The organism is Saprospiraceae bacterium (assembly GCA_016715965.1).
In the GTDB taxonomy this organism is placed as follows: Bacteria; Bacteroidota; Bacteroidia; order Chitinophagales; family Saprospiraceae; genus Vicinibacter.
This window is the reverse complement of sequence record JADJXG010000001.1, coordinates 3171984-3187921: the sequence shown is the minus strand read 5'-3', so window position 1 is coordinate 3187921 and position 15938 is coordinate 3171984. Positions and strand designations below refer to the sequence as shown.

13 protein-coding genes are annotated in these 15938 nt (G+C 38.3%); 5 read left to right on the top strand and 8 right to left on the bottom strand.

Translation table 11 applies throughout. The features are described 5' to 3' along the window. Positions 1-10: 10 nt before the first annotated feature. Complete coding sequence (locus IPM48_12275) at positions 11-1609, top strand: hypothetical protein (protein ID MBK9272362.1); 1599 nt, start codon at positions 11-13, stop codon at positions 1607-1609. Positions 1610-2057: 448 nt separating this feature from the next. Then, on the top strand, positions 2058-2447 hold the full coding sequence (locus IPM48_12270; protein MBK9272361.1) for a hypothetical protein: 390 nt from the start codon (positions 2058-2060) through the stop codon (positions 2445-2447). A 56-nt stretch (positions 2448-2503) separates the two neighbouring features. Here IPM48_12270 and IPM48_12265 read toward each other — a convergent pair whose 3' ends face one another. Beyond that, positions 2504-3610 (bottom strand): PD40 domain-containing protein, encoded by a 1107-nt coding sequence (locus tag IPM48_12265; GenBank protein MBK9272360.1) that lies wholly within the window; start codon positions 3608-3610, stop codon positions 2504-2506. A gap of 28 nt (positions 3611-3638) precedes the next feature. Between IPM48_12265 and IPM48_12260 the strand changes: the two genes are divergently transcribed. After that, on the top strand, positions 3639-5309 hold the full coding sequence (locus tag IPM48_12260) for a formate--tetrahydrofolate ligase (protein MBK9272359.1): 1671 nt from the start codon (positions 3639-3641) through the stop codon (positions 5307-5309). Between the two features lie 43 nt (positions 5310-5352). Continuing rightward, the gene (gene corA / locus IPM48_12255; protein MBK9272358.1) at positions 5353-6417 is read left to right on the top strand and encodes a magnesium/cobalt transporter CorA; all 1065 of its coding nucleotides are present in this window, start codon (positions 5353-5355) and stop codon (positions 6415-6417) included. A 12-nt stretch (positions 6418-6429) separates the two neighbouring features. Here the strand turns inward: corA and IPM48_12250 are convergent, their stop codons facing one another. The 5 genes from IPM48_12250 to IPM48_12230 form a co-directional block, all read right to left on the bottom strand. Beyond that, positions 6430-6600 (bottom strand): hypothetical protein, encoded by a 171-nt coding sequence (locus IPM48_12250; protein MBK9272357.1) that lies wholly within the window; start codon positions 6598-6600, stop codon positions 6430-6432. Positions 6601-6689: 89 nt separating this feature from the next. After that, positions 6690-7658 (bottom strand): TerC/Alx family metal homeostasis membrane protein, encoded by a 969-nt coding sequence (locus tag IPM48_12245; GenBank protein ID MBK9272356.1) that lies wholly within the window; start codon positions 7656-7658, stop codon positions 6690-6692. A 135-nt stretch (positions 7659-7793) separates the two neighbouring features. Continuing rightward, complete coding sequence (locus tag IPM48_12240) at positions 7794-9218, bottom strand: NAD(P)(+) transhydrogenase (Re/Si-specific) subunit beta (protein MBK9272355.1); 1425 nt, start codon at positions 9216-9218, stop codon at positions 7794-7796. Next, positions 9218-9517, bottom strand: coding sequence for an NAD(P) transhydrogenase subunit alpha (locus IPM48_12235; protein ID MBK9272354.1), 300 nt, complete (start codon positions 9515-9517; stop codon positions 9218-9220). The genes IPM48_12240 and IPM48_12235 overlap by 1 nt, the downstream gene beginning before the upstream one ends. Positions 9518-9523: 6 nt before the next feature. Next, the gene (locus IPM48_12230) at positions 9524-10624 is read right to left on the bottom strand and encodes a Re/Si-specific NAD(P)(+) transhydrogenase subunit alpha (GenBank protein ID MBK9272353.1); all 1101 of its coding nucleotides are present in this window, start codon (positions 10622-10624) and stop codon (positions 9524-9526) included. A 107-nt stretch (positions 10625-10731) separates the two neighbouring features. Here IPM48_12230 and IPM48_12225 point away from each other — a divergent pair, with 107 nt between their 5' ends. Further along, the gene (locus IPM48_12225; GenBank protein ID MBK9272352.1) at positions 10732-11232 is read left to right on the top strand and encodes a Smr/MutS family protein; all 501 of its coding nucleotides are present in this window, start codon (positions 10732-10734) and stop codon (positions 11230-11232) included. Positions 11233-11306: 74 nt separating this feature from the next. Here the strand turns inward: IPM48_12225 and IPM48_12220 are convergent, their stop codons facing one another. Together IPM48_12220 and IPM48_12215 are read right to left on the bottom strand one after the other, a co-directional pair. Next, positions 11307-14219: a T9SS type A sorting domain-containing protein gene (locus IPM48_12220; GenBank protein MBK9272351.1), complete on the bottom strand. Its 2913-nt coding sequence runs from the start codon at positions 14217-14219 to the stop codon at positions 11307-11309. Positions 14220-14238: 19 nt separating this feature from the next. Then, complete coding sequence (locus tag IPM48_12215) at positions 14239-15927, bottom strand: DUF1501 domain-containing protein (protein MBK9272350.1); 1689 nt, start codon at positions 15925-15927, stop codon at positions 14239-14241. Between the last annotated feature and the right edge of the window lie 11 nt (positions 15928-15938).

Below are 15938 nucleotides of genomic sequence, written 5' to 3'. Positions count from 1 at the left end.
CCATTTCAAAATGTCATCACCACTCAGAGCCATTCAATTTGAGCTGATTGGCTACCTTGTTTTCTTCATATTTGTCTATCTGTATCTTGTATTTGGTGTTTATGGCACTGTTGATGAGGGAGACAGTATACTGCACTATTTAATTTCAAAATATTCGTGGACCCACCAACGACTATTTTATGATCCATGGGGAAAACCTTTGTTTACTTTTATTTCCAGTCCATTTGCGCAACTGGGTTTTCAGGGTATTCAGATTTTTAATGTAATACATCTCTTGGGGATATTATGGTGTATTTATTTAATTGCTAATCATCTGAATTTTAAACTTCCTATCCTTCCTGTAATTTTAATGGCGAGCTTTCCTGTTACATTGGTCAATATTCCAGGTGGACTTACTGAGCCTATGTTTGCACATGTTTTATGTTGGGCCATCTATGCTGCTCTTAAAGGAAATACCAATCTTGCTACCCTTCTCATTTCGATGCTACCATTAGTGAGGTCAGAAGGATTAATTCTTTTGATTTTAATGATGTTATTCCTATTGATTCAAAAGGAATGGCGGCAAATTCCATGGTTGCTCACAGGACATGTTTTATATGGAATATTTGGTGCACAATATCATGATGGCGATTTTTTCTGGACTTTGTCCAAAATACCCTATCCAGTGAATGAAGGTGTTTATGGCCATGGAACCTGGAGACACTTTTTTGAAAACCTGACTTTGACTTTCGGTAATCTTGGAAGATTCCTGATTGCTTTTGGAGTTTTGCTTACTTTGTATTTAAACGGATTAAAGTTTTCAAGAGACAAAAAAGATCAAATTTGGATTTTATTGATAGTGGGCAGTTTAATCAGCACTTTTCTATTTCATGTGTATGCTTGGGGAATGGGCCGTTTCAATTCGTTTGGGCTATTGAGGGTAATGTTGGCTATTGCGCCATGTGCAGCCCTCATTGGAGCTTATTGTGGAGAATTCCTCTATAGTAAATTTACCATTCGAAAATCTATCCATCTTAATTTAATATTTCTGGTATTGATCATCATAATAGATGGATTTATTTTTCGCACAGTCACCCATAAAACTTTCTACAAAAAGCCCATCCAAATTGCCATGGATTTAACGACAGATTATGTTCGGAGAGAATATCCCCAAATTTCAAAAACGCATTTACTCAGTTCGGCTGCCTATTTGCCCTATAGTTTAAACATTGATCCTTTTGGCCCGTACTTTGAAAACCTTAGGGCCATCCATGAAACAAACAGGAAATTCCCAAAAGGAAGTTTATTGATATGGGATTCTCATTATAGCATTTATGAATCGCAAATAAGTTTAGAACAAATTAAAAATGATTCAAGATTTCTTGAAATAAGATCATTTAGTTTTGGTGAAAATCCGGAGCATCGACTGGTTCTTTTTGAAACCAAAGATGGGTATACGGTGGATTATGCAGATTCATTGACGATGGCGCAATTTAACAAAATAGAACAGGACATACTAAGGAATGCAGAATATATGGATAAAATATTAATTCAATCAATTTATCACAACATTGGTTTGGACTCATGCATCAGACTTAATGCCAGATATATTCTTGAACGCTTAGAATAAATTTAAGTGCTTTAAAACAGCATTACCTGCTTTGAAATTGGAGTATTTCTAAGGAAACAATACTATTCATCAGAATCCTTTTAAACACAGATTGGTGTTTGAATAATTGTAAAAAATGCTTCAGAAAAATTGATATCGTATAAAGGTTTCCATGCGATCAATTTGCAAAATCCTTTCTCAAAATTAGCCCAGTCAGTCATTCAAAAAAAATGTAACTTTGGATGTATTGTAATAAAGTAAGAACTCAATGATAGAAATTCATCCTCAATGAATTTTTCCAACTTACTTCAGTTGACACCCCAATAGCATGAAAACGAAAATTACTCATACCATTGTTATACTGTAAACTATATATTATATATATTTAATATATGTAATTATTATAACAAATATGCAATGTGCTATATCTTTGCAATATAAATTTAACTCACTTAAAAAATTCAAAACCATGAAATTTAATCTAATTTTTGCTTCTCTGATGATTTTGGCTGTTTCCTGCACCAAGGATGAAACCAACCCCAGGGACAAGTTTCTGGCCACCTATGGAGTTGTTGAAAGTTGTCCAGGAATTAATAGCAGTTACGACATTATTATTACTACATCTGCAGAATCCAGCAGCACGATATTGATCAATAATTTTGGAGAAACAGGCAGCTCTGTAAAAGCAACGGTAAGTGGTAACAATCTAACCATTCCCAATCAAACCATAAATGTTGGTGGAATCAGTGTTACCCTAAGCGGAAGTGGGGCATTAAATGGAAACATTTTAAATATTACTTACACCGGATCCGCTGCGGGTGGTTCTCTAAATTGTTCCATGGTTTGTACTAAAAAATAACTCTCCATATTATCCAAAAACAGCGGCCGGTCATCCAAAAATCGCCCGCTGTTTTTTTATTCCACCCAATCCGCCACAAATAAATTGGTGTCATGATTTCCGCCATTGTTGCGGTTTGAGCTGAAAGAGATTCTTTTGCCATCTGGTGAAAACATAGGAAATGACGCAAAGACAGAATCAAAAGTAATCTGTTCCAAGTTTGTCCCATCTGTATGAATCATGTATAAATTAAATTGGAATCCACGGGTGGATGCGTGGTTGCTGGAAAAGACGATTTTCTCACCGGACGGATGAAAATAAGGTGCCCAATTTGCCTTACCCAAATGAGTTATTTGCTTTAAATCTGTGCCATCTGCATTTACAGTATAGATTTCCATGTTGGTGGGTTGAACCAAACCCTGTTCCAACAATTCCTTGTATTCTTTTATCTCTTCCTCAGTCTTAGGTCTCGATGCCCTGAATACCAGCTTCTTGCTATCTGGAGAGAAAAAGGCTCCCCCATCATATCCAAGCTCATTTGTGATCTGAATTTCATTTTTGCCATTCAGATCCATTACATAAAGTTCGAGATCACCTGATTTATCGGAAGTATATACCATTTTCAGACCATCTGGAGATACAGTGGCTTCGGCATCATAAAACTGATTGTTTGTCATTCTTTGGATTATATTTCCTTGTAGATCAGAAATATAAATTTCATAATCCCTATAAATAGGCCAAACATATTTTCCTCCGGGTTTGCGCTCAGGGACATGCGGACAGCCAGCACCGCCTGTAGCTGTGGAAGCAAAAACGATCAAACTGTCTCCAGGCAGAAAATAGGAACAGGTCGTTCTTCCTAAATTCTTGGAAATTTCATTTGGTTTGTTTTTGGACAAGTCATCTTGATCCACTAAAAACCAAAATATTTGATCGCAACTGGCACCCCAATCTTTAAAATCGGACTGAAACACTAGTTTTTTGCCATCAAAACTCCAATAAGCTTCTGCGTTGTTTCCACCAAAAGTCAATTGGCGCACATTGCTTAGATGCTTTTCACCATTCATTATCAATGGATTACTTTTATTTAAAGCATTCACTCCTTCAGAATTTCTAATTTCTTTGCAACTAATGAAAAATAGGAGGACAGGAATTAAAATTGGATTAATTTTTGCTACCAGCATGTTTTTTATTTAAAATTATTGTCAAATTATGAATTCAGATATAGAAATTGCCCAGTCAGTGAGTCCCCAGCACATCACAAAGATTGCTGAAAAACTCGGAATAGATGTTTCTGACTTGTATTTATTTGGTCAACATAAAGCAAAATTGCCCCTTCATTTGATTAATGAAAGAAATTTGGGTAATTGCAAATTGATATTGGTCTCAGCCATCTCTCCGACGCCGGCTGGAGAAGGCAAAACCACAACATCCATCGGCCTATCAGAAGGTCTTAATAAATTGGGTAAAAAATCCATCGTTGTTTTAAGGGAACCTTCACTTGGGCCAGTATTTGGTATGAAAGGCGGGGCTACAGGGGGCGGGTGGTCGCAAGTGATTCCAATGGAAGACATTAATTTGCATTTTACAGGTGATTTTGCAGCGGTTGAAAAAGCCCACAATTTATTGTCAGCACTCATCGATAACAATCTTCAAAATAAAAAGTACAGTTTGGGCATCGACCCCAGGACCATCAGCTGGAAACGCGTCATGGACATGAATGATCGTTCGCTTCGTAAAATTGTAGTTGGATTGGGTGGAAGTTCAAATGGAATTCCCAGAGAGAGTGGTTTTGATATTACTGTGGCTTCAGAGATCATGGCTATTTTGTGTCTATCCAAAGACATTGAAGACCTAAAGCAGAGAATTGGAAATATATTCATTGGTTACACTTTTGACAAAAAGCCTGTTTTTGCACGTGACTTGAAGGCACAAGGAGCCATGGCGGCACTTTTAAAACATGCTATTTTCCCCAATTTGGTGCAAACCTTGGAAGGAAATCCGGCCATTATCCATGGTGGCCCTTTTGCAAACATCGCGCAAGGAACCAATACAATATTGGCTACCAAGATGGGTATGAGTTTAGGAGAATATGTGGTAACAGAAGCAGGTTTTGGTTTCGACCTGGGGGCAGAAAAATTTCTCAACATCAAATGTAGGACGGCCGGACTAAGTCCTCATGCCGCTGTAATTGTAGCTACTGTAAGAGCACTTAAATATCATGGAGGACAACCCCTGAAGGATTTGGCTGAACCAAATGCAAAGGCTGTCGTAAAAGGATGCGAAAATTTGTCCAAACACCTTGAGAATGCCAAGCAATTTGGATTGCCGGCTGTAGTAGCGATTAACCGATTTGTGAAAGATACTGATGAGGAGTTGAATGCCATTAAGGAGCAATGCGAGCTGCTCGGAGTCGAAGCTGTATTCTCTGAAGTTTGGGCCAAAGGAGGAAATGGCGCTCTTGAACTAGCGGAGAAGGTTATAAAATTAAGCAATCATCAAGACCAAAGTTTTAAGCCAACCTATGATTGGAACGATACAGTTGAAAACAAGATTGCGGCTATCTGCACCAAAATTTATGGTGCAGCAAAAGTTGAATATTCCACTGAGGCGAAGTCCCATCTGAAAAAAATTAAAAGTCTAAATCTATCCCACCTTCCTATCTGTATGGCAAAGACCCAAAAGTCCTTTTCTGATAACCCGGATCTAATCGGAAGACCAAGAGATTTTACCATGACGGTCCGTGAGATTGAAATTGCAGCTGGTGCTGGTTTTCTCATTCCCATAACCGGTGAAATGATGAGAATGCCAGGATTGCCAGACATTCCCGCTGCAGAAGGTATAGACATTGACAAGGAAGGAAATATAAGTGGATTGTTTTAGATCGGAATGGTAGGATAGTTTTTATGAAATAAAATATTTTCCATTGAGAAGGCGCAAGTACAAACCACAACAAAGACAAAAAGTAGGACTTTCACCTGGATCGCTAATCCTGGAAAGAGAGAAATTGGTGGAGAACTCAGTGATTGTAGGCACACTTTATGGCCAAGATCATCTCAAAAAAGGAGATTTGAATACTCTTACAAAATCTTGGCGTGAAGGAGAAGATAAGTTGTGGGTAGATGTCAAAGGAATACATGATTCTGATTTGTTGAAATCCCTTGGCCAGGAGTTTGGAATTGATGCACTTGCTCTGGAAGATATTCAGGAAGTACATCAACGAACAAAGATCAATTTATATGAGAATGGAGTCTTTGTCCTAATGAAAAACGTTGACTTCAATTCTGAAACGGATGAATTGAAAAAGGAGCAAGTGGCTTTCTTTGTCACAGATAGACTACTTATTTCGTTCCAGGAGAATTCTGAGGAATCATTTCCATTGATCCAGGTAAGGATGGAAGTGAACCGGAGCAGAATGAGGCAGAGCAATACAGATTATTTGCTGTACGCTTTTATGGATTATCAAATTGACAAATACTTTGTAGCACTGGATGAAATTTCGAACAGTCTTTCAAAAATAGAAGAAATCATCTATCAGAAAAAACACGAAGATGTTTCTTTAGAGGTCTTCAACCTGAGAAATATCTTATTGCAAATCAGGAGATACATCAATCCATTGAGAGATGATCTTACAAAACTGGTTCGATCAGAAAGTCCTTTGATTGCAGAACAAAATATTAAATACATCAAGGATCTTGAGGACCACATCGTCCAAATCATCGAGATGATTGACAATCAAAGGGAGTTACTGAATGGCTTAAGAGATATTTCGATCAATCAAACTTCTTTATCACTAAATAAAGACATGAAATGGCTTGCCGCCATTTCCACCATCTCCATCCCAATCCTATTTTTGACAGGTGTGTATGGTATGAATTTTGAGAGCATGCAGGAGTTAAAGTGGGAATATGGATATTTGATCTGGTGGATAAGCACTTCTGTTATTGTGATCTCATTAATCATTTACTTCAAACGAAGAAAGATGATTTGAATAGAAACTAACTCAGCAATAACCCAAATCGTCGTCATTGCCATAAAAATTTTTTGACTGTGCTGCAGCCTCTTTTTTAGAAGTTTTGGACTTTTGTTTATTGGTCTTGGTGTCTTTTTCAGATAGAGGTTTTCCCAGTTTTGACTCTTTCGACGAAGTTTTCAGTTTAAATATGTTGCGCATGCTCGTATGGATTGTGTGATGGAATTAACGCTGCAAATATAACGATAAAGTATAATATATTTATTTCGTATTAACATAGCTTTATGGTTTCAATTGGACTTAGTCTTGTGTCTGGCGGTCCTTTTTAATGAATACACAACTCCAAAACCAATCACCACAATAATAACGAGCATATTAATCCATTCGTTGACATGAAATACATTACTTAGCATTATCTTAACACCTATGTAAATCAATAATATAGCCAATGCGTAATGGATATATTCCAATTTTTGAAGCATCCTGGAAAGAATGGTAAATAGTGCACGCAAATTGGCTACTGCGAGAATATTGGAAGACAATACAATAAAAGGGTCCGTTGTAATGGCAAAAATGGCTGGGATGGAATCAATTGCAAATAATATATCTGTAAATTCAATCGCAACCAGGGTCAAAACCATGGGTGTTATTGCCCGCCTTCCCATCCGATTAATAAAGAATTTATTCCCAAAATATCCTTTGGTCACTGGAAAATATCTTTTGATGACTTTTATTACAAATCCTTTATTTGGATCTGCCTGATTCTTAGGATCTGTTGAATAAATTTTAATTCCTGACCAAATGAGCATGATACCTAAGAGATAAATCATCCAGGAAATCGTGGTAATGAGCCATATACCCACAATAATCATAATTCCTCTTAATACGATTGCAGTCCATATCCCTATGGACAAAAGTCCTGCCTGGTTCTCCTTAGGCACTCTAAAATAGCTGAGAATAAATGCCATGACAAAGATGTTGTCAAGGCTTAGGGATTGCTCTACCAGAAAACCTGAAATAAACAAACTCACCGCCTTGGACGAATCAAGGGTTTTATCTTCTGATTGATAACCTCCAAACCACTGGCCTTCGTAGGCTATATAAATGTAAATGCCAGTTAAAATGGTCAGACTGACCCAAAAAATAATGCTTTTTATGGCATTATTGTGTTTGTGTTTTTCATGACCTCCTGCAAAAAACCAGTAATCTGTAAAAACGGCTAGCAGGAGAACTACTATGTAGGACCAAAAAGCAATCATGGCGTGGCAAAGTTATACCACAATAAGATCAAATCGTGTGTCGAAATATTTGATTAACAGGAATTAACATGAAAAGTCTGAACATTCACAAATAAATCAGACCAATGATGATATGGTTTACTTGTGCAGAACAATTTAAAGGCTTTTGACTTCATTGACCAATTTGGTCAATGTCTCTTTGGCATCCCCAAACAGCATGTATGTCTTTGGCTGATAGAATAAATCATTGTCAATACCTGCATACCCAGCCTTCATGGAGCGCTTCATCACAATGACATTCTTTGCATTTTCTACTTCCAGTATGGGCATTCCATAAATTGGCGAAGATGGATCTGTTTTCGCTGCAGGGTTGACAACGTCATTTGCACCTACCACAAGGACTACATCTGTGGTATTGAACTCAGGATTGATATCCTCCATTTCAATTAACTTATCGTAATTGACATTGCTTTCTGCCAACAGAACATTCATGTGACCAGGCATACGACCTGCTACTGGGTGGATGGCATACTTCACAATTACACCACTATCTTCCAAAAGATTTTCCAATTCATGGCAGGCATGTTGCGCTTGAGCAACTGCTAGACCATATCCTGGAACGATCACTACTTTTTGGGCATACTTCATCAAAATAGCTGCATCTGAATGATTGATTTCCTTGGTTGAACCACCAGCAGAGTTTGTTTGCCCTGTGCTGGATCCTCCTCCAAAATTACCGATCAATACATTTAAAAGAGATCGGTTCATGGCCTTGCACATAGCGACGGTGAGTATGGTACCTGCAGATCCAACCAATATCCCACCAATTAGCATCACATAATTGTTGTATAAGAAACCACCACATGCGGCAGCCACACCTGTGAAGGAATTGAGCAAACTAATTACGACAGGCATATCTGCACCACCAATGGGCAAAACAAAGAGGATTCCATAGAATAGAGACAAGCCCAATATCATGTAAAACCAAGTTGGTCCAACTAAGAATCCGATTGAATAGAGAATACTCAACACCAATATCCCGGATAAGAAGAGCATATTGATGATCATTTGGCCGGGCAAATTGTAATCATTGATTTTGCCTTCTAATTTTCCGAATGCAATCATTGATCCAGAAAAAGAAACTGAACCGATCACCAAACCTGCCAGAATAATCACCATTTTGCCGACTAAATCTTCCGGCAAAACAGCTCCCAAGGACACTCCGCTCATGGTGTGTAAAATATGTTGATATTCAATGATGCTAATTAAAGCAGCACAGGCTCCACCCATTCCATTGAAAAATGAAACCATTTGAGGCATAGCAGTCATTTGAACTCTTTTTGCCATAAGGTAACCTATGATAGTACCTACTACAAGGGCTAAAAAGATCCAAATAAGATTTCCAAGGTGTTGTCCAGACTCTCCTTTGTATAAAAAAATGGTGGCAAAAATAGCCAATCCCATTCCAGCTGCAGCAATGAGATTGCCTTTCCTTGCTGTATCTGGCTTGCTAAGCATTTTCAGCCCCAACATAAAGGTGACTGAAGCGATCAAATAAATTACAACTAAGATATGTTCCATTACTTTTTCTTCTTAAACATTTCCAACATACGGTCCGTAACAACAAATCCCCCTACTACATTAAGTGTGCCGAGTATCACAGCAATAAAACCCAGAATGAGACTTAAAGTACCTTCAGCCTGCCCCATCACTATGATAGCGCCAATAATAACCACACCGTGTATGGCATTGGCTCCTGACATCAAAGGGGTATGCAGCACGGATGGAACATGCGAGATCAGTTCAATCCCAACAAATATCATAAGAATCACCAAATAAATGATGTCGATGTTTTGATGGATAAATTCCAAAATAGCCATACAGTATTATTTTAATATTTTTCCATTGTGAATAATCAAAGTGCCACTTGTGATTTCTTCCTCCAAGTCCCATTTGAAGCCATCTTTATCTGCAAGATGGAGCAATAAATTTTGTAAATTTTTTGCATACAACTCACTGGCATTGGTAGCCAAGGTGGATGGGAGATTAGTGATACCAACGATCTTGACACCGTGCTTGACAACAATTTGATCCGGCACTGTCAATTCACAATTACCCCCTTGCTCAGCAGCCATATCCACAATGACAGTACCGTATTTCATTTGTTTGACCTGCTCTTCGGTAATGAGAACAGGTGCCTTTCTGCCCATGACCAAAGCTGTGGTTACCACCAAATCTGCCTGAAAAAGCGACTTATTAACGGCTGCTTTTTGTTTGGCAAGATATTCCGGAGTAACTTCCTTCGCATAACCTCCTTCTACTTTTACTCCGTCATCCTCTACTGAAATAAATTTTGCTCCGAGAGATTCTGCTTGTTCTTTGGTCTCCGGTCTTACATCTGTTGCTTCCACAACCGCTCCCAATCTTTTCGCTGTGGCAATGGCTTGTAAACCCGCTACCCCAACACCGAAAATAAGCACCTTGGAAGGTGTGATGGTCCCAGCTGCTGTCATCATAAGAGGGAATATTCTGGTCATTTGCTCCGCTCCAAGGATCACCGCCTTGTATCCAGCCAAACTGCCCTGAGAACTTAAAACATCCATACTTTGCGCCCTAGATATTCTGGGAATGGCGTCCATGGAAAAGCAACTTACCCCTTTTTCCGACAAAGATTTCACCATCTCCGGGTGCAGAGAATGATACATAAGGCTGATGGTAATTGTTCCGGAGTTTAACAAATTAATCTCTTCTTGTGTAAAGGGGTTGACTTTAACCAAAACTTGTGAAGAAGAAATTAATTCTTTTTTTTGAGCAATAATCTTTGCTCCAGCGTTTTGATAATCCCCATCGGTAAATGCCGAATTCTCACCGGAAGATTCTTCAACCAATACTTCGAAACCTTTAGAAATCAATTGTTTAACAATCTGGGGACTTAGTGCTACCCTCTTTTCCTGGTTTCTTGATTCCTTTAAAACTCCTATTTTCAACGCTTTTCAATTTTGAAGCCGCGAAGATATTTAAAATACTCCCAAATACACAAAAAAGTGAATTACTTTTTAAAACAATCAGTACATAAATTAATTAGTTAGTTGTTGTGATAAATATAGACGAACTCTGGATTGGGGATGAGCTTATCCATCAAAATGGAAAGAAAAGAGGTTATTTTGAAGGAACAGACTCCAATGGATTGATTCTTTTAAGGACCAACGAAGGTCTGAAAAAATTCAATCCAACAGAATTGGAAATGGCGCCAGAGTATGTGTTGGATATTGATCTAAACTTAGAATCAGAACCTCAAAATACCAAGGAATCTATCACTTCATTCCGCTCAAACACACTGGATTTGCACATTCATACTTTAGCACCCCAACTATTACAAGGTCCCAAAGAGAGAATCTTTTCCTATCAATTGGATAAATTCAATGAATTTCTGGAGTGGGCAATTGACCAAAAGCTATACAGCATTCAAATCATTCATGGAAAGGGAGAAGGAATTCTGAGGGATGAAATCAGAAATATACTCAAGTTTCATCCATCCATTCGTCTCTGGCAATCGATCCAACAAGATGGCGCTACAGAAATTTGGCTCAAATAAAATAAAGTGTGAAATCAAAAACACCCATTGTCTCTAAAATACCCAAAGACATACGCCTTAAACTATTAAGTTTACTATAATTTCAATATTTTAGTCCATTGGAAAATTCCATCTGATGCAGCACGAATAGAATACAAGCCAGAAGGTAGATTGGACAAATCAAGAATCAGTTGTTTGCTTTTGTCGTTCCCTTTTAAGTATTGACTGAGCCATAATTTGCCACTTAAATCAGTCACAGAAATCGACCATTCATTTTTTCTAATTTTTTCAGCGCCTGGTAAAATCACTTCTACGATTCCGTTTGTTGGGTTGGGATGTACTTGAAGAAGGTCAGTGTGATAATCATCATAAGAAGAAACTGTACAATTAATCACCCCTTCTGCTTCCAATCTACACCCAAATGGATCCTGTAATGTGACGTGATAAGATTCTTTATCCATTAGTGTATCGCCTGGCTGATTTCCGATGTAGATGACAGATCCAGCTTTGCTACTTCCATTCACAACCAATACAGCTCTGCCCGTATTCTGACCAGGTGCTGATGAGATACATATATAATCTACTTCCAATTTTAGCCGGGAGTATGCGCATGAATCAAAATCACATTGAATAATACCATTAATCTCTCTTTCGCAACCTGCTTCATCGATTACAGTCGTTTTAAAATTTTCTCCCTGATCCAACAAATCCCCTGAGTTATTGCCATTTAATACTATCTGTCCAAGTTGGCCACTAACCTCTACTCTGAGAATGGCTTTTAACAAGGTATCTACGCAATCATATTGTACATCAACTTTCAAAGCCGATTGTGCGCAATCGAATGGTGGGCAATAAATCCTACCTTCTTCAATGACAAAACACGAGTCTTGATCGATCACAATGACCTTGTAATCATCTCCATGCTTAAGTCTTGCACCATCTTGTGTGCCATATAAATAATACACACCGGATCCACCTTTTCCGGAAACATGCAAAATTACTTCTCCAGTCTGTCTGCCTATTTGATCCACCAAACACTCCACTTGAATATCCGTTGTGAGGTTTGAATTATTGCATTTAATTGGCGGAATGCAATTAGATTCAAGCTTAGCAAAGCTCCTGCATCCATTTGCATCCTCTGCAAATGCCTCAATTATTTCTCCTGGTAAATACAATTCAGATTGATCCGGACCATTGTATTCAATAGGTGATATTCCACCTTCGATGGTATAACTGACTTGGCCCAATACACCGTGCAAACAATCCAAGGTTAAATTTAATTGCACTGGTTCGAAGGGCGTCGTTTTACTTAATTCATCAATTCTAACACACAACTGCCCATTTGTGGCTGGAAGAATATTGATTGCTGACATGATTTGTAAGAAATAAGTTTGACCAGCTGTCAAATTGTCCATTGTAATATATCCACTACATGGATCAGGTGTAAGCCCGCAAATTCTCTCAGTCAAATTAGTACAAGTTCCAGAGTAAACTGCAAAGTGATATAAGAAGCCGGCAGAGATTCTAATTGCCACCTGTCTCTCTTGAGGAGCAACGAATGAGAACCATACATCCGGTGCATGATACACCACGCAACTTGGCTTTTTTACACTAAGCTGATTGGTTGTAAAAATAGAGGATACGCAAGAACTATTTAAAACCAAAGGGGTGGCGGTTTGACAAATCTCATTGGGAGTAGAATTGTCCTGTTGTTCTACCACAGATAAGCAAAGATCTCCTTCGATCGAAGCAAAGTAACCGGTGATTTGTACAATATAATTTTTACCTGAAACTGGATTAAATGTAAGTTTATGTCCGAGATCGGCAGCTACAACTTCCATCAAATTACTACAGTTTCCTTCAAAAATGGTGATAACATCCGCAAAATTGGCATGTGGAATTATTTCGTGAGGCTTGGAAGAAATGGCTGTGAACTCATACCAAACATCGGCCCGAGATCTTTGATTCAAGGAAGGAAGTTTGCTTCCTGTCAGCGCATGTCGATTAAAGCCCTGCACGCAAGGTCCATTTACCTGCACCTTTGTTCTTTGATCACATAGATCATGTGACGGTGGCGGTGTGGTTGTGGTCGGAATCTGCTCAATAGAAATGCAATGTGATCCTGTTTCTAATCCAAAGTCGTTGATTTTTCTAGAAGATCTTATAAAATAATTGATACCTGATTTTACTTGAAATTCAATGAATTCGCCTTTAAATCCGATTTCATCCTTGTTGGTACAAATTACAGGGAGTAAATTATTGCAGGAACCCTCAAAAATTGTCAGAGAATTATTGTATTTGGCACTACAATTAACCCGGGCCAATCCTGTAAAATCAGAGATGAAACGATACCAGGATGAGCCGGAATAATCACCAGCACAAATATTTTGAGAGGGTGAAAAACTAAGAGACCCTGAGATATGCCCAATCAAACAAATATCGGATTTGGTTATAGGCAATGCTCTTGTACAATCTCCGTTGTCCGGGCTGAAAATAAAATCATCCAGAATAATTTTAGTTCCACCATCATTGCCATTAAAATCATAATCAAAATAAAAGTAAACACTGGTTGCTGAAATTGGAATACTTACAGATACACTTTGTGTTGTCAAATCCCTTACCTCGGTAGAAAAACTCCTTACCAATATATTGGTGGTTCCATAATTCATATAAAGATTAAAAGTAGAATTAAAGGGTCTTAAATATTGCATATTAAAAACCAGATAATAACGATCATATCCTCCAATGGCAAAAGACTGACTCCGCAACTGAAATCTCCTTCTCGTGATATCTGATCTGTTTTTTTGCTCATATGAAATCAAACAACTGCCGTCAGGAAAAACACTTACCTGGTCCTTGTTTACATTGAATCCATAATTGCCGTTCAGTGTTGTAAAATTCCACCCCGGAGATAATTTACATTCGTCCAGAGTATTAAAGTAGATTGGCAATTGCGCATTCAGTGTCAATGAAAGAATGCAAGCGATAAAATATAAAATAGATTTCATGATTTCTTAAAATTGATGTTTAAACAACATTAAATCTTCTGAGATATGTTTTTCCCGATGCATTTATTTGATAAATATACTCACCGGGCAATATTTTCCATTTAACTGGATCAAATGTGACTGTATAGGATCCTTTTGGAGCAAATTTATCAAATAAAATTGCCAAGGTTGAGCCATTCAAAGACTTTACAAAAACCTTAATATCGCTGGAGGATTGGGTGGCAAATTTTATTTCTAAATTCTTTATATTCGAATCACTGGGTTGGTGACCCAGTAAAACAGTATTAAAATTAGATCCTTTACCCGTATTGCAAGGATTGTCCATTAGGTCCAATGGTTCATAGTGCTTACCCATTGAAAAGTCAACCAGATCTGAATCGACGCACATCCAGTCTTTCATCACTGAGCTAAATATTCTTCTAAAGTCAAGACTCTTTTGAGTTTCATAAAAGACCACCGTGCCATTACCATTTAACGAAGAATCTGAAAGGTCGATCGGGTCTCCATAAAATCCGCCCTTGACCCCATCGCCAAACAATAAAATCGGGGAAAGATTTCCATGATCAGTACCAAATGATCCATTTTCTTTTATGGTTCTGCCAAATTCAGAATAAGTCAAAATGCTTACATTGGATTGGGCATTGTCCGCCTTGAGATCATCGTAAAATGCTTTGACAGAATTGGCAAAATCTCCCATCAATCTCGCATGGGCCGCTTTTTGGTTGCTGTGAGTGTCAAATCCATCCAAATTCACAAGATACAGTCTTGTTCCTAATCTTCCTTTGATCAACCTGGAAACAATTGCCAACTGATCTGCCAATCTGCTTGCTGTATTTCTTGGGTAAGAAATCTTATTGGTCGCTTTGGCATAAGCTGTTGAAACCGCTGTAGAATACCTCAAAGAATTGTTGGTCAGTTGTCTCAAATAAGCTCTTTCTTCCCCTTGAGGGCATTCTCCAAATCCCTCGGTTGGATAAAGCTTACCATACTGAGCCAATCGGTAAAACTCATTTGGATCATTGAAGACCAACTCCATTTGTTGATTACCTGGAGCTGCAAAAAGGAGATCAGTGCTATATCCTATTCTCAAAGCAGGCGGCACTGTTGGGGGTGTCTCCGTAAATGCAGGGAAATCCTGATCTAAATATCTCCCAATCATTCCTGAAGAAATTCTTTTGTCATGTAAGTCATCCGATGCCGATGACCAGATATCAATGGAGGCAAAATGAGAATAGTTTTGTTTGGGGTAACCAACATTGTGCAACACGGCCATGTTTCCTTCATTCCACATTGGCATTAAATTGGCCATGACCCCGGGCATTGCATGAGTAGCAGGACCAAATCCTCCCAAAATGGTTTGGTCCGTATAATCGGTATTGTATTGATGGGCTATGGTGGGTCTTAAATTTTTATAGGCTGTATTACCGGCACTGTCTGTGTGTGGAAATATCATGTTTAAACCGTCATTACCGCCAAACATTTTTATCAATACCAAAATATTTTCATCGCCGGGAGCCATAGGATTTGGAATCCCTGCTGACATGATTGAATTAACTGGTAATCCACCCAACAAAACAGTGCCCAATCCTGCCAACCCACCAGTCCATAAAAACTGTCTGCGATTCCAAAGAATGTGTTCTTTGTCGTGTTGTTCTTTCAGATTTTCACTAGAGAATGGATGATTTTGATTTTTATGATCTTTGTGCATATTTCAATACT

What these genes read in the sequence shown, in the direction of transcription:
- IPM48_12235 (MBK9272354.1), bottom strand. Translation starts at nt 9,517, where the DNA reads ATGGCTATTTTGGAATTTATCCATCAAAACATCGACATCATTTATTTG.
- IPM48_12270 (MBK9272361.1), top strand. Translation starts at nt 2,058, where the DNA reads ATGAAATTTAATCTAATTTTTGCTTCTCTGATGATTTTGGCTGTTTCC.
- IPM48_12215 (MBK9272350.1), bottom strand. Translation starts at nt 15,927, where the DNA reads ATGCACAAAGATCATAAAAATCAAAATCATCCATTCTCTAGTGAAAAT.
- IPM48_12245 (MBK9272356.1), bottom strand. Translation starts at nt 7,658, where the DNA reads ATGATTGCTTTTTGGTCCTACATAGTAGTTCTCCTGCTAGCCGTTTTT.
- IPM48_12250 (MBK9272357.1), bottom strand. Translation starts at nt 6,600, where the DNA reads ATGCGCAACATATTTAAACTGAAAACTTCGTCGAAAGAGTCAAAACTG.
- IPM48_12240 (MBK9272355.1), bottom strand. Translation starts at nt 9,218, where the DNA reads ATGGAACATATCTTAGTTGTAATTTATTTGATCGCTTCAGTCACCTTT.
- IPM48_12260 (MBK9272359.1), top strand. Translation starts at nt 3,639, where the DNA reads ATGAATTCAGATATAGAAATTGCCCAGTCAGTGAGTCCCCAGCACATC.
- IPM48_12275 (MBK9272362.1), top strand. Translation starts at nt 11, where the DNA reads ATGTCATCACCACTCAGAGCCATTCAATTTGAGCTGATTGGCTACCTT.
- IPM48_12265 (MBK9272360.1), bottom strand. Translation starts at nt 3,610, where the DNA reads ATGCTGGTAGCAAAAATTAATCCAATTTTAATTCCTGTCCTCCTATTT.
- IPM48_12220 (MBK9272351.1), bottom strand. Translation starts at nt 14,219, where the DNA reads ATGAAATCTATTTTATATTTTATCGCTTGCATTCTTTCATTGACACTG.